Annotated in this window: 19 protein-coding genes; 7 read left to right on the top strand and 12 right to left on the bottom strand. The window is 50.4% G+C overall.

Going from position 1 to position 25200, the window contains the following annotated elements:
* Positions 1-125 precede the first annotated feature (125 nt).
* Together HOK28_22405 and HOK28_22400 are read left to right on the top strand one after the other, a co-directional pair.
* Entirely contained in the window at positions 126-3206 is a 3081-nt protein-coding gene (locus tag HOK28_22405) for a DUF4175 family protein (protein MBT6435860.1), read from the top strand.
* Complete coding sequence (locus HOK28_22400; GenBank protein ID MBT6435859.1) at positions 3203-4993, top strand: hypothetical protein; 1791 nt, start codon at positions 3203-3205, stop codon at positions 4991-4993. Before HOK28_22405 ends, HOK28_22400 begins: the two co-directional genes overlap by 4 nt.
* A 6-nt stretch (positions 4994-4999) precedes the next feature.
* Here HOK28_22400 and HOK28_22395 read toward each other — a convergent pair whose 3' ends face one another.
* Positions 5000-7567 (bottom strand): hypothetical protein, encoded by a 2568-nt coding sequence (locus tag HOK28_22395; protein MBT6435858.1) that lies wholly within the window; start codon positions 7565-7567, stop codon positions 5000-5002.
* Positions 7568-7715: 148 nt separating this feature from the next.
* Here HOK28_22395 and lpdA point away from each other — a divergent pair, with 148 nt between their 5' ends.
* From lpdA to aroE, 3 genes are read left to right on the top strand one after another with little or no spacing between them, the layout of a single operon-like run.
* Complete coding sequence (gene lpdA, locus HOK28_22390; GenBank protein ID MBT6435857.1) at positions 7716-9110, top strand: dihydrolipoyl dehydrogenase; 1395 nt, start codon at positions 7716-7718, stop codon at positions 9108-9110.
* Positions 9111-9133: 23 nt separating this feature from the next.
* Complete coding sequence (locus tag HOK28_22385) at positions 9134-10075, top strand: bifunctional riboflavin kinase/FAD synthetase (GenBank protein ID MBT6435856.1); 942 nt, start codon at positions 9134-9136, stop codon at positions 10073-10075.
* 30 nt (positions 10076-10105) lie between these two features.
* Entirely contained in the window at positions 10106-10933 is an 828-nt protein-coding gene (gene aroE / locus HOK28_22380; protein MBT6435855.1) for a shikimate dehydrogenase, read from the top strand.
* On the opposite strand, the gene HOK28_22375 is transcribed toward aroE, so the two are convergent.
* From HOK28_22375 to mnmE, 7 genes are all read right to left on the bottom strand, one after another.
* On the bottom strand, positions 10899-12068 hold the full coding sequence (locus HOK28_22375) for a glycosyltransferase family 4 protein (GenBank protein MBT6435854.1): 1170 nt from the start codon (positions 12066-12068) through the stop codon (positions 10899-10901). The genes aroE and HOK28_22375 overlap by 35 nt on opposite strands.
* A gap of 8 nt (positions 12069-12076) precedes the next feature.
* Positions 12077-14893, bottom strand: a complete 2817-nt coding sequence (locus HOK28_22370) for a TIGR03960 family B12-binding radical SAM protein (GenBank protein MBT6435853.1) — start codon at positions 14891-14893, stop codon at positions 12077-12079.
* A gap of 149 nt (positions 14894-15042) precedes the next feature.
* Positions 15043-15930, bottom strand: coding sequence for a ParB/RepB/Spo0J family partition protein (locus tag HOK28_22365; GenBank protein MBT6435852.1), 888 nt, complete (start codon positions 15928-15930; stop codon positions 15043-15045).
* A complete protein-coding gene (locus HOK28_22360) occupies positions 15927-16742 on the bottom strand; it encodes a ParA family protein (GenBank protein MBT6435851.1) in 816 nt (271 codons plus the stop codon). Before HOK28_22360 ends, HOK28_22365 begins: the two co-directional genes overlap by 4 nt.
* 100 nt (positions 16743-16842) lie before the next feature.
* The gene (gene rsmG, locus HOK28_22355) at positions 16843-17433 is read right to left on the bottom strand and encodes a 16S rRNA (guanine(527)-N(7))-methyltransferase RsmG (GenBank protein MBT6435850.1); all 591 of its coding nucleotides are present in this window, start codon (positions 17431-17433) and stop codon (positions 16843-16845) included.
* 83 nt (positions 17434-17516) lie between these two features.
* On the bottom strand, positions 17517-19364 hold the full coding sequence (mnmG, locus tag HOK28_22350; GenBank protein ID MBT6435849.1) for a tRNA uridine-5-carboxymethylaminomethyl(34) synthesis enzyme MnmG: 1848 nt from the start codon (positions 19362-19364) through the stop codon (positions 17517-17519).
* A 7-nt stretch (positions 19365-19371) separates the two neighbouring features.
* Positions 19372-20727: a tRNA uridine-5-carboxymethylaminomethyl(34) synthesis GTPase MnmE gene (gene mnmE, locus HOK28_22345; protein MBT6435848.1), complete on the bottom strand. Its 1356-nt coding sequence runs from the start codon at positions 20725-20727 to the stop codon at positions 19372-19374.
* 270 nt (positions 20728-20997) lie between these two features.
* Here mnmE and HOK28_22340 point away from each other — a divergent pair, with 270 nt between their 5' ends.
* The gene (locus HOK28_22340; GenBank protein MBT6435847.1) at positions 20998-21438 is read left to right on the top strand and encodes a polymer-forming cytoskeletal protein; all 441 of its coding nucleotides are present in this window, start codon (positions 20998-21000) and stop codon (positions 21436-21438) included.
* Positions 21439-21447: 9 nt separating this feature from the next.
* Complete coding sequence (locus HOK28_22335) at positions 21448-22212, top strand: class I SAM-dependent methyltransferase (protein ID MBT6435846.1); 765 nt, start codon at positions 21448-21450, stop codon at positions 22210-22212.
* On the opposite strand, the gene lgt is transcribed toward HOK28_22335, so the two are convergent.
* From lgt to yidC, 4 genes are all read right to left on the bottom strand, one after another.
* Positions 22209-23039 carry a prolipoprotein diacylglyceryl transferase gene (gene lgt, locus HOK28_22330; GenBank protein ID MBT6435845.1) on the bottom strand — a complete coding sequence of 277 codons (831 nt, stop codon included), beginning with the start codon at positions 23037-23039 and terminating at the stop codon, positions 22209-22211. The two genes, HOK28_22335 and lgt, sit on opposite strands and share 4 nt — an antisense overlap.
* Before the next feature lie 29 nt (positions 23040-23068).
* Complete coding sequence (gene lspA / locus HOK28_22325; GenBank protein ID MBT6435844.1) at positions 23069-23665, bottom strand: signal peptidase II; 597 nt, start codon at positions 23663-23665, stop codon at positions 23069-23071.
* A gap of 97 nt (positions 23666-23762) precedes the next feature.
* Positions 23763-24677, bottom strand: a complete 915-nt coding sequence (locus HOK28_22320) for a KH domain-containing protein (GenBank protein ID MBT6435843.1) — start codon at positions 24675-24677, stop codon at positions 23763-23765.
* A 43-nt stretch (positions 24678-24720) separates the two neighbouring features.
* Positions 24721-25200: membrane protein insertase YidC (yidC, locus tag HOK28_22315; GenBank protein ID MBT6435842.1), on the bottom strand; the 480-nt coding region annotated here is incomplete at its 5' end.

Genomic DNA, 25200 nt, shown 5'->3' with positions numbered 1-25200 from the left:
CACTCAAACCGTGAGAACCCAAAACTCTTCAACATCTTTTCCGATCCCGCGTAATCTCAATACGTTGCAGGCTCAGCCTAACCGCCGTATGGTGCAAATAGGTTGTTTTGTTTTCGGGAGTTTCAGTGCCCACATTTGAATCCATCCGGCGAACGCTTTCGTCGCTACAAAATTCTTTACGGACTCATTTAATCCGCGAAGCTGGACTCTTAGGGCTGGGCTTACTATTTTTAGTGAGCGCTTTTGCCGTTTTATTCACGCACCTGGGATTGTCGGCAGCCAAATCTTTGCTCTTAGCAACTCTTTCTATACCGCTGGGCGGATATTTTTGGTTTAGATACCGCAAACCTGAAATCGACCGGCTTGAGAGTGTTTTAGAAACTGCTCGGTTTGCCCAAATACTTGAGCCAAGCCTCGGAACAGGGCCAAGCAGCGCCGTTGAATTCTCGGAAGAACTTGTTTCCGCAACAACCAACGCTCAGTTTTCCGAATCTTTAGCGCGGGCACACGTGGAACAAACTGCTCATAAACTGAGCCAGGTTTCTCTTGAGGAACGTGTAAGCGATTATTTGGGAGGCCTTTATCGCTGGGCCCCTCTGGCCTGCGGCGCCGCACTTTTAGTCTCTGCCGCTTTAATCACCAATCTCGACGCGGGGCGCACTCGACTCGTTCAGCACCTCTCGGGCGATGCTACCATTCAGATCAGCGAGCTTCCGTTGGTTGGTGACATGCGGCTCACCTACAATTACCCCTCTTACACGGGGCTTAGCCCCCGGGTCATCGAAGGCAGCGACGGAAGAATCGAAACACTTCGCGCCACCCAAGTACTTTTTGAAGCTGTGGCGGATGAACCCGTTGAAGCCGCGTCTCTTGTGCTCTTAAATACAGCCGGGAAGCCCATCCGCACGGTTCCAGCAACCATTAAAAACGAACGACAACTCCAAGCGCAGTTCTCAGTGATGGAGAATGGGCGCTATCATGTCGCGCTCACCAGCGCCGAAGGTGACCAAAAGCGCGGCCGCCGAGAGTATCCCATTGTGGTTCAGGCGGATGCTCATCCCACCATCAGCATGGATACGCCCGCCTCCGATGTAGAGATCAAGCAAACCGAATCGGTTCAGGTTCTTTGGAGAGCTCGCGACGATTTTGCCGTCAGTGAGGTCGCCCTTATTGTGGAGAGCAGCACCGGCGCCGAGACGGGCATCCGCACTGTTCTCGCTGGACCGAAACAAAAGGCCAAGGCTCGAGAAGGCCGCTACACTTACCGTCCCGGCAAAGAGGCCCTCGGATCTGATGATGGGGTGGTGATTTACCTCGAAGCCATCGACAACGACCCTGTCACCGGGCCCAAGCGAACCACATCCGCTCGCCGCAAAATCACCATTTTCAGCGCGCGCAGAAACCACGCTCGGGTTCAGGCCCAGCTTCAAGGTGCGCTCGACAAACTTGTCGACTTACTTGCCTCCGAGCTCGTTTCTTTTGCAGCGGCCAGTCAGCCGGCCGGGAAAAACATGGAGACTTTGGTCGCCGACCAAAAAACAGGCTTTGTCTTACTCCAAACCGTTTACGCAGATCTCACCAAGCTCGCCGCTGACCTCAGCGCAGATACACTCTCAGCGCCTGACACCATTGCAGCCTTTAAAAACACTCAAGAGCGAGTCGCCCAGGCCCTTAGCGCCAGAGAAAACGCAATCAAACGCCAAGAGCACGTCAGTTCAATACGCAGTGCTTTGAATCTGGTCACCACCACCCAAAGCCGGTTCATACCGAAGCTTGAGAACGACATCGCTTACCTCGATGACCTTCTCGCCTTGGGCCGAATCCAAGACCTTAAGCAAACCGCCGCAGACCTCTTGTCCAACCAAAAAGAGCTTCAAGGGCTTCTCGATGCGTTTCGAAACACCCAAGACCCCAAACTCAAGCAGGAACTTGAGGCGCGAATCGAAAGCCTGCGCAAGCAGATGCTAGAGCTCTTAAACCGGATGAGTCAGATCAAGAAAACTCTACCCGGCGAGTACCGCAACATGGAATCGGCTTCTATGCTCAAGGTCGATGACCAATTGGGGCGCCTCGAGGAGATGCTCAAATCTGGCGATTTAGAAGGCGCCGCTCAAGAGCTTGAGCAGCTTGCGAATATGATCGAGCAGATGGTCGAATCCATCGACGATGCCGGAGAGAGCTACGGCGGTGAGAAGTATGACGAGCTTCGCGAAAACATGGAAAAATTCGCGCAAGAGTTCGAAGGGCTTGAGCAACAACAAAAAGCTCTGAAGACCCGGACCGACGAGATGGTGGAACGCTACCGCGAGCGCGCCATGAAAAAGGCTGGTAAAAACCCAGACGCACTCTCCGAGAAATTGCTCGGGCTGATTGTCACCGCGCAAGGTGAGGTCGACTTTCTCGCCACCAAAGAGTTCCTCTCCGCCTTTGCTCAGCGACAACTTACCGGCCTTCGAGAGCGGCTCATGGATCTCCAACTGCTGATTGAGCAAAAAGACTTTTCTGAGAGCCTCAAGCTTTCTGGAAGCGCCCTGCAATATGCAAACAACTTGCGAACCCGCATAAGCCGGCAGACCCAAGGGCGAAACGTTCTTCCTGAACAAGAAAGCCGCAAGCTAACTGCTTCTGGTAAAAAGCTTGTCGAAACAGTGCAAGAGATCAGGGAGCTTCTCGAAGAGCTTTTCCCAGACCCCGAAGACGTGCTCACCCAAGACGAGATGCAAGATTTGCAACAAATGGCCCAAAAGCAGGACGAGCTCCATGAGCAAGCCGGCGAGGTGGGCCAGCGCATGCAAGAGCTCGCCCAAGAAGTCCCGCTCTTTGGTAGCGAGCCAATGCAAATGCTTCAGGCAGCTCGTCAAGAAATGAAAGCCTCCGGTAACAAGACCCGGGAAGGACAACTCCCACAGGCATCCCACCACGGTGAACGGGCGCTCGAACAACTCAAGAAAATGCGGCAGGCATTTGAACAATCTTCACAAGGCCAAGGACAGGGCATTCCGCTGCCACTTAGCAGCCAGATGAAGAAAAATAATCAAAAAGGGCAAGGCCGAAAAATGCGCTCTGAAGACGTTGAGCTTCCAGGAGCCGACACCAAGGCCGGCGGACCATCCTTCCGGGAAGAGCTCTTGGACGCCGCGAAACAAGACGCTCCGCAAAACTACGAGGAAGCTGTTCGTAAATATTACCAGGAGCTCATTAAATGATGCGCACCTTATCTATCGCTTTATTCTTAACGCTGCTGATTCCCCAGATAGCTCTGGGCTCAGTCAACCAAGGGCACGCGCTCTTGGAAGCTTGGCAACTTGAAGAGGCTAAACTTCTCGCCCAAGAGCTTCTCCTAGAAAACCCAAGTTCTAGTGATGCGTACATCTTGGCCGGCCGGGTACAATACTTTCGCGGCGAGCACCTCAGCGCGCTGGGTCTTTTAGAAAAAGCGCAAGCCCTCGGCGGTCCTAAAATTGGCGGGCTCTTTGACCGTGTTCAAGATACCGCGCGTTACGCTCCTTACTTTCAAACGCTCGAGACCAAACACTTTAAGATCCGCTACATTGATAAAGATGTCATCACCGCTACCTATGCCAAAGACGTCCTTGAAGCTGCTTACCGAGAGATAGGGGGAGGCCTGGACTTTCTCGCCGCAGAGCGGGATGAGAAAATCGTCGTCGAAATCTACCCTGATGCCCTCGGCCTGGCGGCGGCCACCGGGCTCACTGTTGGTGAAATCGAAACAAGCGGCACTATTGCAGTGGCTAAATACCACCGGCTGATGATCACATCCCCACTGGGGACCGCTAACGGGTACAGCTGGGCCGATACCATTGCTCATGAATTCACCCACTTGGTCATTTCAAAAAAATCACGCAACACCATTCCAATTTGGTTTCATGAAGGCATCGCTAAATATTACGAGACACTTTGGCGCGGAGAAGCCGGGCTTGCCCTCACTGCCTTTAGCGAGAAGCTTTTAGCGGAAGCTACACGCGACAAAGCCTTCATTACCTTTGACCAAATGCATCCATCCATGGCCAAATTACCCTCTCAGGAGGCTACCGCTTTAGCCTTTGCCGAAGTTTTCACGGTCGTAGAGTACCTTCGACAAACTCATGGTGTGTCCAGTATCCCCAAAGTTTTAGAGCTCACGGGTGCGGGGCTGGGCTTTGAAGCTGCTCTCAAAAAGGTATTTGGGTCCGGGCTCGGTAGGCTCGAGAAAAAGTGGCAAAACTGGGTGAAGAAGCGCAAGTTCACATTGGTACCCGGCGCGCGGGCTCAGACCATTGCCCTTAAAGATTCTAAAAACGCGTCCAGTAAAGAAGAGGACCCGCTTGAGGCTCTAAGCAATCCCGACGCCCAGCGGTTTTCGCGTCTTGGTGAGCTTCTCCAAATGCGAGACAAGCACGCGGCGGCGGCCATAGAATACGAAAAAGCTCGCCTTGAAGTTGGAGAACGTTATCCAACGTTAAATTATCGACTTGCCAAGGCTTATTCCCATATGGGCAAGGATGACCAAGCCGTTTCGCTTTTAACAAAGTCCTTTGTGATTCACCCCGACGATACTGATGGGCGCCTGCTGGCCGGGCGACTCGAGTTAAAGCGCGGAGGTTATGATGCAGCCGAAGGTCACTTTGACAAAGTTAAACTGCGAAACCCCTATAATCCAGAGCTGCATGGTTCGATGGCTTCAATTTACAAACATCGAAACAACGCTCCGCAAACAGAGCAATCACTTCAATTCTTCAAACTGTGCCAAGCTCAGCGCGAGCGCCACAGCTTTGACCTCCCGCTGCCAACCAACCTCACTTCCGGCATCACAATTCTCGGTCCACGGTTTGAGACCATTCGAATCATGGGGCAACCCCCCATCGAGCTACCTACGATCGGGCTTAGTTTAGAACCGGGTAATTATTCTTTAGAGTTTAGGGACGCCAAGGGCGAGACCAAGGTTCAAGATGTCCTTGTCACTCCCACCACTTCACTGGTGGTCTTAAAATAAGCAGCTTTAAAATTGCTCAAGCGCGCCGATGTCTACTTCCGAACCGCTGATTCGCTGATTCCCGGCTAAGTCCACTGGGAAACGCTCCGTGAATGATAAATCATCATCTGTATTGGTGTTGTCCAATGGAAGATAAACAAAAGCTCCTCCATCAATACAAGAGGAATTTGAGGGATAATAACTGCTATTTAAACCCGGATCAGACGAGATGTTGCCGCTTCCCGAAAAGCCCGGGATCACAGAATATCGAATTTCAGGAACATACGTTCCCGTGATCTGATCGGCGCTTCCATTCAGCGCGGTATTGCCCCAAATAATCGAGTTGGAAATCGTTACCTCGGCGTTTGTATTCATCATCCCGCCAGTAAGCTCTTGAGCCGTGTTGTTGGCCACAGTGCAGTTAATAAAGGTTGCTTCTGTATTATAATTTCGAATCGCCGCGGAATGTCCTTCGTTGCTATGCACCAACACATTTACAAAAGTTGGAGAGCCGCCAATATTGGAAATCGCCGCGCCATAACCGAAATTACCCGGCGCCTCATTATTTCGAAATACGGTATTCAAAATCTGTGGACTTCCCCCCAGATTTAATAGACCGCCGCCCTCTTTATCGTTGCAGTTGATGCAGCCGCTTTCAGCATTGCCCTGCTCAATCACGACCCCGTCGATAATCGGCGTTTGGTCTGAACCAACCACCACAACATGGTAAGCATTGCCATCGATGTTACCTGTGACATTGAAATCCCCAGACAACACTGCCTCATAAATTAAAGGGCTTCTTGATTTATGGTTTGTTTCGCCTCCAGCGAATCCGCCAAGTAAAACCAGGCCAGTGTTGGCTTCAAAGGTTCGTGTTCTGCCATCACTTGAATCAAGGGTTTCCGAAGGCCGGTAAACACCGTTGGCAAGCCATACTTCGTTGTAGCCATATGTTATGAAAAAGCCTGAAGAAGTGTCTAAAGCAGGTTGAAGAGTGTTGTATGCATTGTCCCAGCTACTGCCGTCGTTTGATCCATTTGCCGAGGGATCAACAAATACGACACGTGTGCAGCTGTACGGTGCGCTTTGGGCGCATGTAAAAAACGGTTCAACGGAACATTCACTGGAGCAGCCATCACCGGCAACCGCATCGCCGTCGTCACATGTTTCATTAAGCTGGATCACGCCGTCGCCGCAGCTACCAATCTGCAAGAGGCAGTCGGCGCTGCAATAGTCTCCGTTGAGTGTATTGCCGTCATCACAAGCCTCATTGCCTTGTGTTGCGCCATCCCCGCAAAACCCTGTGACTGTTTCACAAAGAGCGTCGCAATAATCATCGCCGTTGTTGTTACCGTCGTCACACGCCTCGAAGGCCTCGTCCAAAACGCCGTCACCGCAAAGACCCAGCCGGTCACAGGTCTCACTGCAACCGTTGCCATCGTCTGTATTATTGCCATCATCACATGACTCAAAATACGACTCGACAACATTGTTACCGCAATCAGAGTTATTAATGCACATCGCGCTGCAACCGTTGCCATCATCAATGTCGTTGGCATCGTCACACTCTTCATTGGTCTGAACCAAATCATCCCCGCAAAACCCGGTAACCTCCAGGCAATCCGAAGAGCAATAATCACCGGCCTCTGTGTTAAAATCATCGCAAAGCTCAATGGCGCTCTCCAGCACTCCGTTTCCACAAGTATGGTTTGCTAAGCACTCCACGGAACAGCCATTGCCGTCATCAACGTCGTTTCCATCATCACACTCTTCGTTGATCTGAATGACCCCATCCCCGCAAAGCCCTGTGACTTCTTGGCAATCGCTTGAACAGTAATCTCCATCGGTCGTATTTCCGTCATCGCATGTCTCATAAAGAAACTCATTGATGGCGTTTCCACAAACATCATTGCGTTCGCAGTCCTCAGAACAACCGTTACCATCATCGATCATGTTGCCGTCGTCACAATCTTCGCCCACTTGTACATCTGCATTTCCACATGACGGCGGTGAGCAATAACCCTCATCGCATTCGCCAGAGATGCACTCATAGTTTTCCTGGCAACTCTCGCCCTCACCTTTATTAAAGCAGCTGCCGGTACCGTCACAGGCGAGCGGGCCTGCACAAATATCTGCAGGATCTTGGCCCGAAAGAGTCGGCGAACAACTGCCGGTGAGCTCACCGGTTTCTGCGTTGGTGCAGGCCATGCAATCGCCATCACACAACGCATCGCAGCATAAACCCTCGACGCAGTGCCCCGAACCACAAGCTTCGTCTTCCGTGCACTGCTGACCAAGGGGTGTTTGAGGAGAGCAGCTGCCCTCAAGGCAATACCAGCCCGATTCGCAGTCAGTGGAGACACTGCAAAATTCATCGTATCGTTGGCACAAATTATCGATGCAAGCTTCTGAACTTAAACAGTCCTCTGAGCTATTACAGACCTGTAAACAGGATGATTCTTGGCAAATATAACCTGCCTGGCAGGCATCTTCCTGGTCACCACAACCGGTCGATGAGCCGGTGCTACAGCCTGTAAACCCAAGGGCACTAAAGAGTGCCCAGAGGATAATTGTAAAGACCTTCATTTCGGTCATACCTCTTCATGTTTGAACATCAGCTCACATATCGAAAGCCGTATTTCAGAGTAGCGCAGCAAGGGCCTCGTGTCACATACGATAGAGGGGTGTAAATTGATATTCAGACGTTGCGTAGTGAGTGCGCTCGCGGTAAGAGCTTGGCGCTATGAGTACCTATGATTTAATTGTAATCGGAGCCGGCCCTGGTGGCTATGTTGCTGCTATTCGCGGTGCACACCTTGGGTTAAAAACGGCTATTGTTGAAAAAGACAGTAAACTGGGAGGCACATGTCTTCTACGAGGCTGTATTCCCACGAAGAGTCTTTTGCACTCTGCTGACGTCGTCAGCGAATTAGAGCATGCAAAAAAAGACGGGCTCATCAGTGGAGAGATCGAGTTTCATTACCCCGCTGCACAAAAAGCCCGTAAAAAGGTTGTTACGAAAAGTGCTGCAGGCGTTGCGTACTTGATGAAAAAGAACAAAATCGATGTCCATAAAGGATTCGGTAGTCTGAAATCAGCTACACAAGTTGTTGTTGAATCAGATGAGGGCAGTAAAACGCTGACGGCCAAAAATGTTATTTTGGCTACCGGTAGCGTTCCTCGCCACCTCCCTTTTCTCAAAGTCGACGGCAAGCACGTTGTTAGCTCTGACGAAGCGCTTGAGCTCAAAGACCCGCCCAAATCCTTGATCGTTCTGGGTGCCGGAGCAGTGGGCATGGAGTTCGCGTCGATTTACTCACGCTTTGGAACCAAGTGTACCGTTCTCGAAATGCTCGACCGCGTACTTCCGCTCGAAGATCGTGAAGTAAGTGAAGAAATGGCCAAGTGCTATAAAAAGCGCGGCATCGACGTCATGACCAGCACGAAACTCGAAAGCGCCGAAGTCAAAGGCGGCGAAGTCGTCTGTCAGCTCGATACTGGCTCGAAAAAGGTCGAGCTTAAGGCTGAGATGATCCTTGTAGCTGTAGGCCGCGTGCCCGTCACTGCAAAGCTTGGTCTAAAGGCTGCAGGCGTTAAAGCAGATGATGCCGGTTACATTGATATCGACCCATTCATGCGCACATCACTGCCTGGCGTCTATGCCATCGGTGATATTGTTCGCACACCGCTTTTGGCTCACACCGCCAGTGCTGAAGCACTGCTTGCTGTAGATCACATCGCCGGTAAAGAGCCTAAACCGCTCGATTACAACCTAAACCCAAATTGCACTTACTCAAGCCCGGAAGTAGCAAGCGTAGGCCTCACCGAAGAAGCTGCGATCAAAGCTGGTTACACCATCAAAACCGGAAAGTTTCCTTTTTCGGCCCTGGGCAAAGCACGCATCATGAACCAAATTGACGGATTCGTGAAAGTGGTAGCGGATGCAAAGTACGATGAAGTCTTGGGCGTTCATATCATTGGTCCACGTGCAACCGATCTGATTGCAGAAGCGTCCATGGGTATGAAGCTTGAAACCACGGTGGAAGAGATGGCTCATACGATCCATGCTCACCCAACGCTGCCTGAGGCTGTTCTTGAAGCTGCTCACGCTGCAATGGGACGCCCCATCCACATGTAAAAAGCCTAGCTCGCCAGAACGCTATGAAGATTTATCGAAATACAGAGTCCGTACCTCAAGAACCTGGCCCCGGCAGAAGTGCAGCCATCGGTATTTTCGACGGCGTTCACCTTGGGCACCAAGCGCTGGTTAACGGTGCTATTCGCTGGGCACAACAGGACAGCCTTCGCTCTGCGATTCTAACTTTTGAGCCTCACCCAGCGAAGGTGCTCGCGCCAAAATATGCTCCAAAAATGCTCGAACCCCTCTCAAGGAGACTCGAGAGGTTCGAAGCTTTGGGCCTCGACGAGGTTTTTATCCAGCCATTTAATATGGAATTTGCACAAATGAGCCCTCAGGACTTCGTGCAAAATGTACTGGTTGACCAGCTTCAAGTACGGCACATCACCGTCGGAGAAGGTTTTGTCTTCGGCTCCAAACAATCTGGGGATGTTGAACTTCTCTCTAAAATGGGTCAAACCCTAGGTTTCTCGGCTCACCCCGTCAGCCATATTCGTCAAACCGGTATGGTCACGTCATCCAGCAAAATTCGTGAGTTCATCGTTGCGGGCAAAATCGAAGGGGCAACTCTTTTGCTTGGACGCCCCCCGGAACTTTTTGGCCCGGTTGTACCCGGAGCTGGGCGCGGAACAGGGCTTGGCTTTGGCACTGCCAATGTTCGATGCGAAAACGAACTTCTCCCTGCGACGGGTGTTTATGCAGTAAAAGTGCGAACAAATTCGGGAAATTTTGAAGCTGTCTTAAATGTTGGGTATACGCCTACTTTCGGAGGCGAAACCGAGATAAAAGTTGAAGCACATCTTTTGGAATATTCCGGAGATGAGCTCTACAACGAAACTATATTTCTAGAGCTGATTGCTTACCTCAGGCCAGAACGCAGGTTCGACGGTCCCGAGTCACTCAAGCTACAAATCGGCAAAGATATTGAAGAAGCAAAGGCTGCATTTGCAGCACTAAAAAACTAGACACGTAATCTACGAGAATTGGGGAAAAACATGCCACCCAAGATGAAATACGGACTCATTGGAAACCCAATTGACGAGTCGCCATCACCCGCAATGCATAACGCTGCTTTCGATGCCATGAATATGAACGCGGAATACCAGCTTCGCCCCGCCGGGCCAGACGATGCAAAAGCCGTTTGCAATGAGATCCAATACAGCAAGTGGCTTGGACTCAACGTAACCACACCCATGAAAACAGTCATGGGCGGCCTTGTTACGCTTGAGGGTCACGCCAAGCGTGCTGGAGCTGTAAACACGCTTTGGCGCTACGGTTCAGACATTCATGGCGCACTCACAGACGTAGACGGCATCATGAAACCCCTTGAACAACGCGAAGTTCAAGCCGGGGGCCACGCTTTGATCTTAGGCGCGGGAGGCGCCGCACGCGCTGCCGCCATCGCCCTGGATGAACTTGGTCTGCATGTTCATGTAGCCGCCCGAAACCCCGATAAGGCCCGTGAATTTCTAACGCAGATGAAAGTTGAAAAGGCCGGGGAAGCCATAGCGCTATCCAACGAAACTGCGCTCTCAGCTGCCATCGCCCAAGCCAGCGTGATTATTCAAGCCACACCAGTAGGCAAAAATGGTGATGCCCATGAGCTTGATTGGTCGAGCGTTAAAGAAGGCACGATTGCGTTCGATATGGTTTACAAGCCCATCGAAACACCGTTTCTTGCAGCTGCGCGAAAAGCCGAATGCCAAATTATCGAAGGCTGGGAAATGCTTTTGTTTCAAGGCGCAGCGTCCTTGAAAATCTGGACAGGCCGCGAAGCTCCCCTAGACGCTATGAAAGCTGCTCTGGAAAAGTCTCTGAAGTAAGCTGCTTAATAACGGCGCCATAAACCTCATCATAAGGCTTGGTGCTCATCTGCATTAAGCCTTGGTTTTCCAATGAGGCTGAAGGTCCGGGCGAGTCGAGAGCTGCTACCAAAGCACTTATAAAGCTCTCCACGTCGGCTCCCGCAAGCCATACACCGGTTGGTGCTGGAGCCGACACACTATCGGCAACGACCACTGCCTTAAGGCCCAGCTGAACATAGTTAATTAGTTTCACGGGAAACCCTGTTGAAAGGGTTCGGGTTGAGAGCCCAATTTCCGCGCGCTTCAAATAGCCAACCATTTCTTCTCTAGATTGATATTGGCGAAAACAAGCTGCCCCTTCAGCGACCAAGCTCTCTGCGTTAGGCCCAAAATCACCCAAGTGCGCGCGGCTTAGAATCAGAAGCTTAACATCTAGCCGTAAAGCCCGAAGTCCTTCAAAAGCACTCCAAAGCAGCTCCAAGTTTTGGTAGCCATCGGGGTTACCGGAGTAAACGAGAAAGCGTCCCTCAGGAAGGCAAACATTTCGAGCCTTGGTCTCACGCAGTTCTTCACTTTTTAGAGAAGGAGCAACGACAAACACTTTCTCGGGCTTTACCCCGGACCGTATTTGTAACTCTCGCTGATAACGGTCGAAGACAATGACCGCATCGGCCATACGGGGAGCTGTTAAATCGAAGGCTTTTCCTGCAATTGAGGCGCAAAACCTCGTAACAACGCGGCTGAAGTAAGTTGGTAACTCATCCTTCATCGTATTGTGGGCGTGGTAAATCAGCGCAATCTTCAAGCCTGACGCCTTGAGCGCTACTCCAATTAAGAGCCCTTCAACGTTATGGGCATGGAGAACATCAAAATTCCCGCGTGAGACGACCCGCCTGGTTTTAATGGCCAAGGTTGTATCGTTTACCAAGCGCTTCAAGCTCGGCCCACTTCGTAAACCAGCATTTAGTGAGGGTGCCCGGTGGTGGATAAAGGCTGATGGCTTCGTACCGTCTCCATAGTCGTAGGAGAGCAGTTCAACGTGATGACCGGCATCTGATTGAGCCTCCGCCAGATGGCGGACAAACACCTGGGTCCCCTGATGAGACGGAAATGGACAAGCTGCCAAAACAGCAACCTTAAATCGGCGCTGCATCGAGAGAATTACTCCGCGTAAGGAACCAAAATAGCTGCACCCTTACCGCTGCGTCCCGCCGCATTGCCTTGTCGGGCACGTACAGAAAGCGTCGTCAGGTCAACCACATCAACACAGTCCTCTACGACGAGAGGCGCCAGAGGCGGTGCACCTAGGCTCTCGTCGCCTATCTCAGCCGAGACCTTCATAATCCGAGCCGCTTTCACCCACTCAGCCCCAACGACCGATCCGATTGCTTCGTAAATCTTCATGGTCGCGCCGTTGTTTGTAAAACCAAGCTTGATGTGAAGGCTTTGCCCGACGACCGCAAGATCTAAAACATTTGCCCGAGCATCAAGAAAACGCCCTTTAGCTTTTCGAACTACTTTTACAAGTACTTCGTCGGCCTTCATAAATGCGTCGGCTTTAGCTCGAAGCTCTTCGTGCGGGAGTGAATCGCTGAAATTTGCCGTGTAGGATGTGGAGCAAAGAGCACTGTTAATGCTTGGGCTTTTCAGCCCTATTTCCTCACCGTTGATAATAAAGATTCCATCGGGGAGATAAGGCCTAAGCTTCTCTGCAACCGCGCGCGCATCGGCGTCACCAATGCAATCGACATCCATATATTCAGCTTCGCTCTGAACACCTGTTGCACAAGCAGGTGAAAACGATACCTTGGGCCTGGGTGTATTGCCCTGCGAATAACGCAGCTCAAGCCCCGCCAGTCGCATGGCCCGCAAAATAAACTCGCGCATATCAAGATGAGACTGGTGGACAGCGCGCCCAAGCTTGGCGAACCGAAGTCGCAGACGTGTGGTCTCGTTAACCGGCTCAGCTGGTGCCGTCGGTTCAGTCGGTTCGGGCGTATCCTGGCCAACCACACGGAGCGAGCTTCTTTTTACGAAGGTACCTTCTTTTTCAACTACAGGCGCCAAAGCAACAATACGCTTACCGTCATCGCCTTTTTGCTTCTTGTAGGGATCTCCCTTGTCGCAGCCACCGCACGCATAACAATAATCATGAAGCGCGCAATCTTCGATGGTAGACTCTTTGAGACTCGCTTTACGGTCACGCATTAGAAACTTTTTCAGAATCCCTGCATCTAAATGGTCCCAAGGTAAAACACCCTTCATGGGGCGCTCTTCTAGATACTCGCTCGCTTCTAAGCCATGGGGCGTTAAGGTGCGCTCAAGCACTTCAAGCCACTGGTCGCTATTGTGTTGTTCGCTCCAAGCATCCAAGCGGCAGCCTTCGCGCGCCGCTATTTCCAGAGCATCGGCTAATCGACGATCACCACGTGAAAGCACACCTTCTAAAAACGATTGTTCAGCTGAGTGCCAACGAAACCCAATATTTTGCCGCTTTAATCGGCGCCGGAGATAACGTTGCTTCTCGAGGGTTTCTTCTACGCCTATTTGTGCTTCCCACTGAAAAGAAGTGTGAGGCTTCGGTACAAACGTAGATACGCTGACCGTCACATTGATATCTCGGCGAATTTTACGACCCTCTGCACGGGCGCGTTCACCAAGATGAGCGATGGCTTCTACATCGACAAATGTTTCTGTCGGCAAACCAATCATGAAGTAGAACTTAAGGTGTCGCCAACCTGCTTTCACAGTCGCGCGTACCGCGTTCATCAAATCTTCTTCACTGTTTGTTTTGTTGATCACACGGCGCATGCGTTCGCTACCGGCTTCAGGTGCAAACGTGAATCCGCTTTTGCGAACTGTCGCAACTTGCTCAGCAAGCTTAGGCGTCATCGTTTCTGTACGCATAGACGGCAAAGAGACAGAGACATTTTGATCACTGAAACGGTCAAAGAATTGCTCTAAAACATAGTTAATCGGTTCGTAGTCACCCGCAGAGAGCGATAAAAGGCCGAGCTCATCTGCACCTGAATTCTTAATCTGAGCTTCCGCTAGCTTTAAAACCGTCTCCGGCTTACGTTGCCGAGTTGGCCTCGTAATCATACCAGCTTGGCAAAATCGGCAGGCCTGAGAACAGCCGCGTTGAATCTCGATTGAGGCTCTTTCGTGAACCGGTTTAATATTCGGGATAATCGGTCGTGTGGGGTAATGGGCACCGTCTAAATCAATGACAGTTCGGCGAGTAATGCGCGGCGTGCCATGCTTTGCTCGCGTTCCCTCGTAGATTGAGCCTTCAAGGGCTTCTATTTTGGTAATGTTAACCCCGTCGTACTCAATCTCAAAATGAGACGGGACATACATACCCGGTATCCGAGCAATATCTTCCAGCACTTCTTGACGCGTTGCGTTGCGGCTCTTTGCCGCATCGATAGCGTCAACAATGTCGATAATTGCTTCCTCTCCGTCGCCCAATAAAAAAGCGTCAAAGAAAGGTGCGATCGGTTCTGGGTTGTAAGAGCCTGCTCCACCGCCAATGACGTAAGGGTCTTCTTCAGTGCGGTCCTCAGCGCGTACTGGGACTCCGCCGTGCTCAAGCATGCCTATCAAAGTTGGGTAGGAGAGCTCGTACTGAAGCGTAAAGCCAACCATGTCAAAAAGCTTCAAAGGCAAGCGGGATTCGAGAGACCAAATCGGAACATTGTTTTCTCGAGCCTTTTTCTCTAGATCTGGCCACATTGCATAAACACGCTCTGCCGCCATATCTTCTTTTTGATTGATGATATCGTATAGAATCTTGAGCCCGATATGACTCTCAGCGACCTCGTAGACATCCGGAAAGCAAAGGGCAATCCGCCGACGAATATGGTCGCCCTCTTTTACAACTGAGTTTACTTCGCCACCGATATAGCGTGCTGGCTTATCAACACCTTCGAGTAGCGTGTTGATTACATCACCATCAATGGGCATATCGTATTGCATGGTCGTTCTCCGTAAACGTCTGAAAAAAGAGATAAAAAGCTTCCACGAGGCCTATCATTTTGCCAGCTGGTCCCCAGAAGGCAAGTATAGAGCGCCGCGTGTAAGTAAATTTTTCTCTGATTACAATGGGATAAAGAAAGGAATTGGGTTTAATCTATCTGGCCCAAAATATCATCGAGCTGATCAAGCGAATGAAAGAAGATTTCAATTCGCCCTTTGCCCTTACGCTGAACCAGGCGAACCTTGGTGCTTAACTTGCGCATCAAACGCTCTTCCACCGCGCGCTCCGCATGAGACTGCTCGTTTTGTTTAGCTGGCTTACTTGCTTGCTTACGCTTTCTCGCAAGTGATTCAGCATCTCGGACAGATAGCTTTCGCTCAACCACGTCTTTGGCAAGCTTGTGCATGTGCCGTTCATCGCCAAGTGTCATGATCGCCCGCGCATGACCTGCAGTGATTGCACCTTCTGCCAATAGCTCGAGTACTGGTTCCGGCAGCTTTAAAAGGCGAAGGCAATTGGCCACTGTCGCCCGGTTCTTGCCAACGGCGGCAGCCACTGATTCCTGAGTAAGGCCGTAGCCTTTCATCAAGCCAGAATAAGCCTGAGCTTCTTCAATAGGGTCGAGGTCTTCACGCTGAATATTTTCAATCAACGCAACTTTCATTACGTCTTCTTCACTAAGATCCTTAATGACTACTGGGACTTGCTTAAGGCCCGCAATTTGCGATGCTCTCCAGCGACGTTCGCCCGCAACGATTTCATACTCAGTGCCCTGGCTTCGAACAATAATAGGCTGCAAGACACCTTGTTGACGAATAGATTCTGCCAACTCCTCTAACGGAGCCTTATCAAAGGTTTTTCTCGGCTGACCTTTATTGGGAACAATGCGCTCAATCGGCAAAGTCCGCTGGGATGGCTCAACGGGTTTTGAACTGGCCACACTGGTGCCAGCTGCTGGCGCTGTGGGAATCAGTGCGGAAAGGCCGCGGCCCAATGCATTTCTCGAACTTTTGTTGCCACCTGCTGGTGTATTCATGATGTTGCCTCTGCTTGAAGATGATCCGGTCGAGTCGAGATATGGCCAATGCTGTGCTTGTCCATAAATTCGCGTGCTAATTGAATGTAGCTTTTACAGCCACTTGAATTGATATCATAAAGAATGATCGGCTTACCGAAACTTGGCGCTTCAGAGAGTCTTACGTTTCGAGGAACAACCGCTTTAAATACTCGATCACCAAAGTTAGTCCGAACATCTGTGGAAACCTGACGAGCTAGGTTATTACGGCCGTCAAACATAGTCAGTAAGATGCCTTCGATGTTCAAATTTGGGTTCGGACCTGCTTTTACCATTTCTACGGTGCGCATTAACTGACTCAGTCCCTCGAGAGCGTAGTATTCGCATTGCATGGGGATAATGATTGAATCTGCTGCACAAAGACCATTCAGCGTCAAAAGACTCAACGATGGCGGGCAATCAATGAAGATCACGTCATAATAGTCGCGAACTTCGTCGAGTGCTTTTTGTAAACAATGAAGCCGGTCTTCCCGCGTGCCTAAATCCATATCGATTCCGTAAAGATCGGGGCCGGCTGGAATCAAATCAAGGGTCTTTAACTGAGTCTTCTTTATGAGCTCATTGATTGAACGGGTGCCATCGAGGGCTGCGTAAGTACTCTCATCGATTTCATGGGGTCCAACCCCAAGCCCACTGGATGCGTTTGCTTGGGGATCCATGTCTACCAAGAGGACTTTGCACTCAGCAGCTGCCACTGAGGCACCAAGGTTTACTGCAGTGGTCGTCTTTCCGACGCCGCCCTTTTGATTGGCGATAGCGACAATCCTACCCATAATGTCCTCCGAAGACTACTTACCTCTGTTTAAGCGCAGAGAGGCAAGTGCGAAGTATTTATGTCAAAGCGAATGCGCTGGCAAAGAAAAAGGCGGGAAATCAAACTAATTCAGACGCTTTCAAAAGATCTAAGGCGCGTGAGTCACCGGCGACGTCATAGAGGACACGTCGACTTTTCGGTACAGGCTCATAACTGGAGCTACGATAAAAATAGAGCATTCCTGTCTCTTCAACCCATGGCTGGAGTGCCGCCAATTCTTCCGGCGACGAAAATGTTGCCCGGGTCACCAGAGACATATACGGCTGATTGGGGCCATCTTCAGCTCTCGACATCGAAACCTTTACGTTCTTAAGGCCCAAACGGCTTAGAGCTGTTCGTAAAAACGAGACGCGCTTTCTTCGTGGCTCGACCAATGTGACCAAGCTATCCGGCATTGCTATCGCTAGAGGGATTCCAGGAAAGCCTCCACCCGATCCCATATCCACGATTGGGCCAGTCAGCCCATGTTCTATGGCTGCAAGGCTGTCTCGATAATGTAAAGCTGCTGCTTCGCGCGGGTTGGTGATCGCGGTCAAATTGACGCGGCTGTTCCATTCCAAGAGCAGTTCCCAATGTTGTTGCATTTGCTCAAGCATTGCTGGGCTAAGTGAAAGTGACTCGGGGAGTAGTTTTTGAAGTTCGTTTTTCATAGTTTCCAAAATTGTTTCACGTGAAACAATCAATGCCCTGGTTTGAAAAATGTTTCACGTGAAACATTCCTAGCCTTGGCTCTCTAAGACTGTGCGGCCCACTTGTGAACATGCAACCGAACAAGAGCAATCGCCGCTGGTGTGATTCCAGGGATCCGGCTTGCCTGACCCAAAGTTGCTGGCTTTACAGAATTTAGCTTTTCTTGGACTTCTCGAGATAAGCCGCCTGCGATCATATAATCCACATTCTGGGGTAGGTGCATCGACTCAAGTTCCTGCATTCGAGCGATTTCAGCTTCTTCTCGAGAGATATACCCGGCGTATTTGATTTCTTCCTCAACCTGCAAGAGCGCAGCGCGATTGAAGTCACCCGGCTCAACCAGTTTGGAGATTGCTATCTCTGGACGCCGCAATAACGTGGCCCGCTTTTGGCTAACGTGAGTCGACCGCTCTAAGCCAAGCTCTGCAACAAGATCATCACCAATCGCAGTGGCCGAGAGAAAAGCACTCAATGCCAGGCGTTCATCCATCCGTAACTTAGCGGATGCTTGACGCTCATCCGTGAGAAGCCCCCAGCCTTTGGCTTTGTGAAAGAGTCTTTCTTCCGCATTGGACTCGCGAAGAGTCAGTCGGTGCTCGGCTCTTGAAGTAAAGACTCGATAAGGCTCATCAACGCCTTTCGTCACTAAATCATCGATCATCACACCAATATAAGCTTCGTCACGGCCAAGAATTGCCGCATCTTTACCTTCTACAAACCGCACTGCATTGAGCCCGGCCATTAAGCCTTGAGCCGCCGCTTCCTCATACCCGCTTGTACCGTTGATTTGCCCTGCGAGGAAAAGACCAGAAAGTGCCTTTGTCATCAAACTGGCGTAAAGCTGGATTGGCGGTGAATAATCATATTCAACCGCGTAGCCATACTGAAGGATCTTGGCCTTCTCTAAACCAGGGATCGTACGGATGAAGCCTTCTTGAACATCTTTCGGTAAACTCGTGGATAATCCGTTGGGGTATACACGATTCGATTCTAAGCCTTCAGGCTCGAGGAAGATAAGGTGCTTATCTTTATCCGCAAAGCGGACAATCTTATCTTCAAGAGATGGGCAATAACGTGGCCCCAGACCTTTTATAATTCCCTGATAGAGTGGTGAGCGATTTAGGTTCGCTCGAATAAGCTCATGAGTTGTCTCGTGGGTATAGGTTAAATGGCACTGGATCTGCTTCAACGGGTTCTCAATATCCTCAAAACTAAATCGTGGTCTTGGCTCATCACCAGATTGCGCTTCTAGGCTATCCCAATCAATGGTGTCTTTCGCCAATCGAGGCGTTGTCCCCGTCTTGAAGCGGCCCAAGGTAAGGCCCAAGGCACGTAAAGAGTCAGACAAGAAGTTAGCCGGAGCGTCGCCGACGCGCCCACCAGCAAATTGCTCAGAGCCAACATGGCAAAGACCATTAAGGAAGGTTCCAGTTGTAATAACAGCCGCGCGGGTTTTTAAGATGTCTCCGCTTTTAAGTCCAACACCCTCAAGGCCCTCATTGCTATAGTCGAGGCGTACAACTTCATCTTCAAAAAGCGTGAGGTTTGGTGCGTTGTTAATCACATCCGACATGACTGCTTTGTAAGCCTTAGAGTCAGACTGGCAACGGGTCGAGCGAACAGCGGGCCCTCTCGATGTGTTTAAGCGCTTGTATTGAATGCCAGTTGCGTCGGCAACTTTTGCCATTGCGCCGCCCATCGCATCAATTTCCCGAACTAGATGGCCTTTACCGACGCCACCAATCGCTGGGTTACAGCTCATTTGCGCGATTTTATCGAGCTTTAACGTGACCAGCGCAGTATTTGCACCCAATCTACTCGCCGCAAGTGCAGCTTCGCATCCCGCATGCCCTGCTCCCACGATCACTACATCAAACGTGCGTTCACCCATCGTCGACCTACTTTCCGATACAAAACTCAGAGAAAATTCGATCCAAAAGGGCTGTATCGACATCATGGCCGAGAATTGAGCCCAAGCTGCGAACAGCGTCCTCTAATTCGTAAGATAAAACATCCAGCGACATTCCCGCACTTAAAGCATCTTCAAGTCGAGCCATAGCCGCCAAGGTGTCTTCCAGAGCCAACACATGACGTTGCTTCACAATCACAAGTTGCTCGGAGCTGGCCGGTGAATGAAACTCAGCTGTCACCCGGTTTCTTAACTCTTCAACACCTTCGCCAGTCGTATTTGAAATCCAGCCGGCAAAAGGCAGTCCAGCTTTACTCGCTTGCTCTTCAACTGACTTCAGCCCTTGAAGTGTCATCAAATCGGCTTTGGTACCAACGACCATCGCTTTCATTGATTCCTCTGGAAATACTGGATCATCACCCGCCACCAGCCATAGAACCAAATCTGCCTGGGCGGCGTGCTCGTGGGTCATATCGATACCGCGGCGCTCTAGACCTTTGGCGCCTTCACGGATCCCAGCCGTATCAATGACTGACCAGCGGATGAGCCCATCTAAGAACTCAACCTCAATGGGGTCTCTTGTCGTCCCGGGCTCGTCGTCTACTAGAACTCGCCTATCGCCGACCCAATGATTTAAAAGCGAAGATTTACCAACATTAGGTGCTCCACAGAGGCAAATCCTACGGCCCTTTGAAACATCTAACCTCTTGTTTTTAATTAGCTTTTTGACTTGCTCATTGGTTCTGTCAACAATTTCTCTGTGCCCCGGCAGGAGCCCATCGCCAGTGGGGTATTCGGGGAAATCAAGCGCGGCTCGCATATCTGCAAGCATTCCTTCAAGGTCAGACTGAAGCGTTGCGATTTGGCGGGAAAGACCGCCCTCAAGTTGACGGGTTGCCGTCTCTCGTTGCGCATCACTTTGTGAGGCAATCAGATCGCCGACTGCTTCTGCTTGAGCAAGGTCGAGCTGACCATTTAAAAAAGCGCGCAGGGTAAACTCACCTGGCCCAGCCATTCGAGCACCCAAGTTTTTAGCTTCATTGATAACAGAGCTAACCACCGCTTTAGATCCATGGAGATGAAACTCTACGCAATCTTGGCCGGTATAAGAGCGCGGTGCCAGCATGTGGACAACCATTGCATCATCTAGAATCTGACCTTGTTTATTCTTTACGGATGCGCGACTTAACCTATGGCTTTTCCTAGGCTTTTTACTGGGTGCCATCGCATCTGCAATTTTGACCGCTTCAGAACCGGAGAGTCGAACGATTGCAACTGCTCCCGCGCCGTTGGCAGTCGCACAAGCTACAATAGTGTCATTAACTGATTCAGGTCGGTAAGTCATTCTCATCCTCGCTTCGGGCAGAATAACGCTTATGATTTGGTTTTAATTCGTCCCAAATCGCGAAGCCGAAAACGGTCCAGGGTCGCCCTGAAATGCACGAGCCAACGTCAAGAGTCAATCCCAATTCAGCGATATCTCTGTCTCTTTTGAGATCGTGGGAAACATCTCCCTGAATCTACTCTAAGGTAGTTTCGCGAAGAGCCCCGCTGAATATGATCCCTTGTCTTATCATCGGGCGGCGTGTATTCCCCTCTTCTCAAGGAGATCTACATGGCTGTTCTTAAAAGAGATACATCGAACTCGACACCCGGAAATGTCCACGACGTACATACCATTTTAGGCCCAGAGAGTTCTTTCGAAGGTAAACTGGTATTCGAAGGCACCGTTCGAATTGACGGCTCTTTCCGAGGCGAGATTAACACCAAAGACATTCTCGTGATTGGACAGGGCGCCAAGGTCAACGCAACCATCAACGTTGGGCAAATTGTCATCAACGGTGATGTCACAGGCGACGTTTACGCTAAGCAATCTGTAGAGCTCAACAAACCTGCGCGGCTACGTGGCAACATCCACACCCCGCAGCTGATGATCGAAAAAGGCGTTATCTTCGAGGGCAGCTGCAAGATGGAAAATCTCGATAAGCCGGCTAAAAAGCCTTCACCCGCTACCGTATCTGTTCTTCCCGGACAAACTCCAGACCCAACGAACTGATTGTTACCGGTGGCCAGTGCGCTTTCACCAAACGAAGAGCAACAAGCTCAGGCCTGGGAAAGACATATCTGCACCCAAGTGTCTCCTTACCTGGAGCCCTTTGAAGAAAAAGTCGAGTGTCTTGATTTCTTGCCACACGCCGGAGATGTTTGCCTTGAACTCTTCGAGAAATTACCGGCCGGCTCGCGGGCCATCGCGATAGACGAAAGCCGAGAAAATTTAGGTAAGTTTCACGATAAACTTTCCAAGCGCAAAGCCAACGTATTCCTAAGAAAACAAGCTCTTCAAAACCACCCTTTTGGGGAAGCTGTATTTGATTTGGTTTGGGGCATTTGGGCCTACCGTCACCCGGAACGACTAAGCCGCACTTTGCGCACTCTTTACCCAACGATAAAGCCTGGCGGTAGCATCATTTGCGCTCTACCACTTCATGGAAGCTTCTCAGCTCTCTACCGGTTTATTCAAGAAGCCCAAGATCCTCAGCAAGACACTTCGGTATTCGCTACGCGCGAAGAGTTTCCAAGCATCGCGGCTTGCCAAAACTCAGTGGAAGAAGCAGGCTTCATTTGGCAAAGCTCAAGCCAAGCAAGCTTTCACCTGGAGACTGATTTATCGCAGCTCGGTCATTCTTTTCTAATGCAGGGATTGTTTAATCTTTGGTCTCACGGATCTTCGAACATTACCAATATGTTTGAATCCGCTCTGAAGCAAAATGATAACGCTAAGCTAGATATTTCCGTCGAACTTGGAGTTTTTAGTGCTCATAAAGCCTAGGCTGGCTGAGCATCGCGCTTTTTGCGAAGGAAAAAATAGATAATCGCGGCGCTTAGAGCAACTCCAATCGATATGTATTGCGAGGTGGAGAGCCCTAAAAAATAAACTCCCCGGATCTTATCACCACGGTACAGTTCAATCACCGAGCGGATAACCGGGTACACCGCCAGCCAAACCAAAAGTATCTGTCCATGGAATCTTTTCTTCGGCCTCAAAGAGAGCAAGAAAAAGAACATCAAAAGCTCCGCACCGGCCTCATAGAGTTGGGTTGGGTGAACAGCTAATGGCAATTGATTAAAGAGCACATCACCGGCTTCTTGATGAGCCTGGTGAGGCATCGAGTGCTTGGGAAAGACAATGCCCCAGGGCATATCTGTGGGCTTTCCAAAGCAGCAACCAGCACACAAACAACCTAAGCGGCCAAAAGCGTGCGCCATAGCTAAAAAAGGAACAAAGATGTCTGCAAATTTAAAGAACGGTAATTTATGACGACGGGTGTAATAAATGAGGCAAATGGCTGCTCCAATGAAGCCACCATAGAAGACCAATCCTCCGCGCCAAAAATATAAGACCTGTGTGGGGTCTGCGAGGTATTTATCGAGCTGGGTCAGAATGAAAATAGACCGGGCTCCAACCAAACCCCAAAGCAAAAGCCAAAACGCCATGTCCACGACAATATCGCCGTCTTCACCTTCGCGGTTTGCTTGGGCTTTAGCTAAGAGCATTGCCGACATGAATCCGATAGCAATAAACAACCCGTAAGCGTGCAGCACCAAAGGCTGGCTTAAAAGCCCAAAGAAATCTGTTTGAAATACTACTGGATGCACTCTTAACCCCTTGCGGCATCAAACGGCAGTTATGAGTCTTTGGCTTGCTCTGCGTTCTGGCGCTCAACTTTAATCATCTCGATCACAAGCAAAACGACTCCCACGCTGATCGCTGAATCGGCTATATTAAAGGTAGGCCAATTACTTTCGTACCAGTGCCAATCAATAAAATCGATCACGTAGCCTAAACGAATGCGGTCTATAAAGTTGCCAATGGCGCCCCCGAGAATAATTCCCAAGGTAAAACGCATCAAACGCTGATCGGGCGTCGTTTGATGAAACATCCAGCAAATAAACCCAGTCGCTATAATCGTAATGGTGACGAAAAGCGGTAAGCGAAGCCAAGCTTCCTGATCTGCTAGAAAACCAAATGCAGCACCAGGGTTTTCAACATAACGAAAATGCCAAAAATTCTCTAACACCTCAACCGAACGAATACGGTTTGGGTGAAGAGTATAAAGGAAACGGTCGAGCTGCTCGGCAAATGTCACCGCAGCCGGAGCTGCCGCAGTTGCCTTGAACGCATTGGTTAAATGCGCGATTGCCATCCACTTGGTAACCTGATCTGCCAACACTACCCAAAGAGCATTGACTCCAAAGAGTACCCAACTAGCGCGTGGTTTCATAAACAACGTCCTGAATAGAGATTGGCAATAAAAATGAAAGGGCTGCTCACACAGCCCTTCAATCAAATTGCTTCAATAATTATTCCAAGAATAAAAATCAGCCTCGAGCTGATTGATACTCCGACGGAATGATTAAAAGGTTTCGGTACAAACCATCACCTTTTGACTCCGTTCGAACGCCTTCGTTCTCTGTCAAAGCGCGGTGAAATACCCGGCGGTCATGAGGACTCATTGGGCTAAGCTTAACAACCTTCTGATCACGCTCGGCACGCTGTGCCAATCGTTCAGCAAGCTCAACCAGAGCGTTGCGACGGCGCTCGCGGTAACCAGCAGCGTCAAGAATGATCAGTTGATCACCTTCAACCTGGCGTGTGACGATACGGTTTACGATAAACTGCAGCGCAAGTAATACCTCACCGCGTTCACCGATAACTCGTGCACACTGCTCCCCGGTTACTTCAATCTGAATTTGCTCTTCAGTGTCTTCCACAACATTTGCTGTTGCTTCGATACCGGAGAGTTTCAAAATTTCAGCAACAACGGTGCTTGCTACTTTAGCGCGCTCGCCTGCATCTGCTGCGGGAACAACTGGCTTAGCTTCAAGCTCTTCAGGAGTCGCTGGCTTAAGCTCAATAAGCTCTTCAACCTTTTCTTCCTGACGACCATCACGTCGGCCACGGCCTCCACTGTTGTCACGGTCACCGCGGTCTCTGCCACCGCGTCCGCCACGATCACGATCACGGCCACCACGATCACGGCCGCCGCGCTCACGGCCTCCGCGCTCACGGCGTCCTTCGGAGCGATTTCCATCTGACGAACCTGCGTCATCATCGCTACGTGGCTTCGCGCCTTCTTTAGCTTTTGCCTGGATCACTACAACTCGATCCAGCCCTTCCCCAATTTCAGAGATAACTCTGAAATCTACTTCGCTCCGGGTTACACCCAGTGCTTCACTTGCCGCAATAGCCGCTTCAGCTGTGCTGCGGCCCCGGAATTCTTGTCCTTCTGTCATTTTATAAAATGTCCATATTTGATGAAGGTGTATGCGAGGTTCCTTAAGTCGGTACTGGAACTCGCTTGTTGATAACCAGCTGTTGACCAATGGTCAACACACTGTTGACGAAGATATAAAGCACCAACCCGCTGGGCAGTCCTACCATAATGACCGTAAGCATAATCGGCATCATAAACATCATGATTCGAGCTTGGTCATTGTCCATTGTAGTTGGTGTTAATTTTTGCTGTAAAAATGTCACGCCGCCGAGTGCCAATGCCAAAAATGGAAAAGGCTCCTTAGCGGTGAGGTCTACTATCCAAAGAAAAGGCTGCTGATACAAATCCACCGCAGTCCAGAGTGCACGATACAGTGCAAACCATACCGGCATCTGCAGCAACATTGGCAAACAACCACCAAGTGGGTTTACACCCTTTTCTTTAAAGATTCGAATCTGTTCCATCTGCTGCTTTTCACGGTCATCGGGAAAGCGCGCCTTAATTTTATCGAGTTCGGGCTTAAGCAGTTGCATTTTTCGCAT

The sequence above is a fragment of the Deltaproteobacteria bacterium genome, assembly GCA_018668695.1.
In the GTDB taxonomy this organism is placed as follows: domain Bacteria; phylum Myxococcota; class XYA12-FULL-58-9; order XYA12-FULL-58-9; family JABJBS01; genus JABJBS01.
Note: the sequence above shows the minus strand (reverse complement) of the source record. Positions and strands in the feature narration are given on the sequence as shown.

What these genes read in the sequence shown, in the direction of transcription:
- rsmG (MBT6435850.1), bottom strand. Translation starts at nt 17,433, where the DNA reads ATGAAAAACGAACTTCAAAAACTACTCCCCGAGTCACTTTCACTTAGC.
- mnmE (MBT6435848.1), bottom strand. Translation starts at nt 20,727, where the DNA reads ATGACTTACCGACCTGAATCAGTTAATGACACTATTGTAGCTTGTGCG.
- aroE (MBT6435855.1), top strand. Translation starts at nt 10,106, where the DNA reads ATGCCACCCAAGATGAAATACGGACTCATTGGAAACCCAATTGACGAG.
- HOK28_22400 (MBT6435859.1), top strand. Translation starts at nt 3,203, where the DNA reads ATGATGCGCACCTTATCTATCGCTTTATTCTTAACGCTGCTGATTCCC.
- HOK28_22370 (MBT6435853.1), bottom strand. Translation starts at nt 14,893, where the DNA reads ATGCAATACGATATGCCCATTGATGGTGATGTAATCAACACGCTACTC.
- mnmG (MBT6435849.1), bottom strand. Translation starts at nt 19,364, where the DNA reads ATGGGTGAACGCACGTTTGATGTAGTGATCGTGGGAGCAGGGCATGCG.
- lspA (MBT6435844.1), bottom strand. Translation starts at nt 23,665, where the DNA reads ATGAAACCACGCGCTAGTTGGGTACTCTTTGGAGTCAATGCTCTTTGG.
- HOK28_22385 (MBT6435856.1), top strand. Translation starts at nt 9,134, where the DNA reads ATGAAGATTTATCGAAATACAGAGTCCGTACCTCAAGAACCTGGCCCC.
- HOK28_22340 (MBT6435847.1), top strand. Translation starts at nt 20,998, where the DNA reads ATGGCTGTTCTTAAAAGAGATACATCGAACTCGACACCCGGAAATGTC.
- HOK28_22360 (MBT6435851.1), bottom strand. Translation starts at nt 16,742, where the DNA reads ATGGGTAGGATTGTCGCTATCGCCAATCAAAAGGGCGGCGTCGGAAAG.
- HOK28_22375 (MBT6435854.1), bottom strand. Translation starts at nt 12,068, where the DNA reads ATGCAGCGCCGATTTAAGGTTGCTGTTTTGGCAGCTTGTCCATTTCCG.
- lpdA (MBT6435857.1), top strand. Translation starts at nt 7,716, where the DNA reads ATGAGTACCTATGATTTAATTGTAATCGGAGCCGGCCCTGGTGGCTAT.
- HOK28_22320 (MBT6435843.1), bottom strand. Translation starts at nt 24,677, where the DNA reads ATGACAGAAGGACAAGAATTCCGGGGCCGCAGCACAGCTGAAGCGGCT.
- HOK28_22365 (MBT6435852.1), bottom strand. Translation starts at nt 15,930, where the DNA reads ATGAATACACCAGCAGGTGGCAACAAAAGTTCGAGAAATGCATTGGGC.
- HOK28_22395 (MBT6435858.1), bottom strand. Translation starts at nt 7,567, where the DNA reads ATGACCGAAATGAAGGTCTTTACAATTATCCTCTGGGCACTCTTTAGT.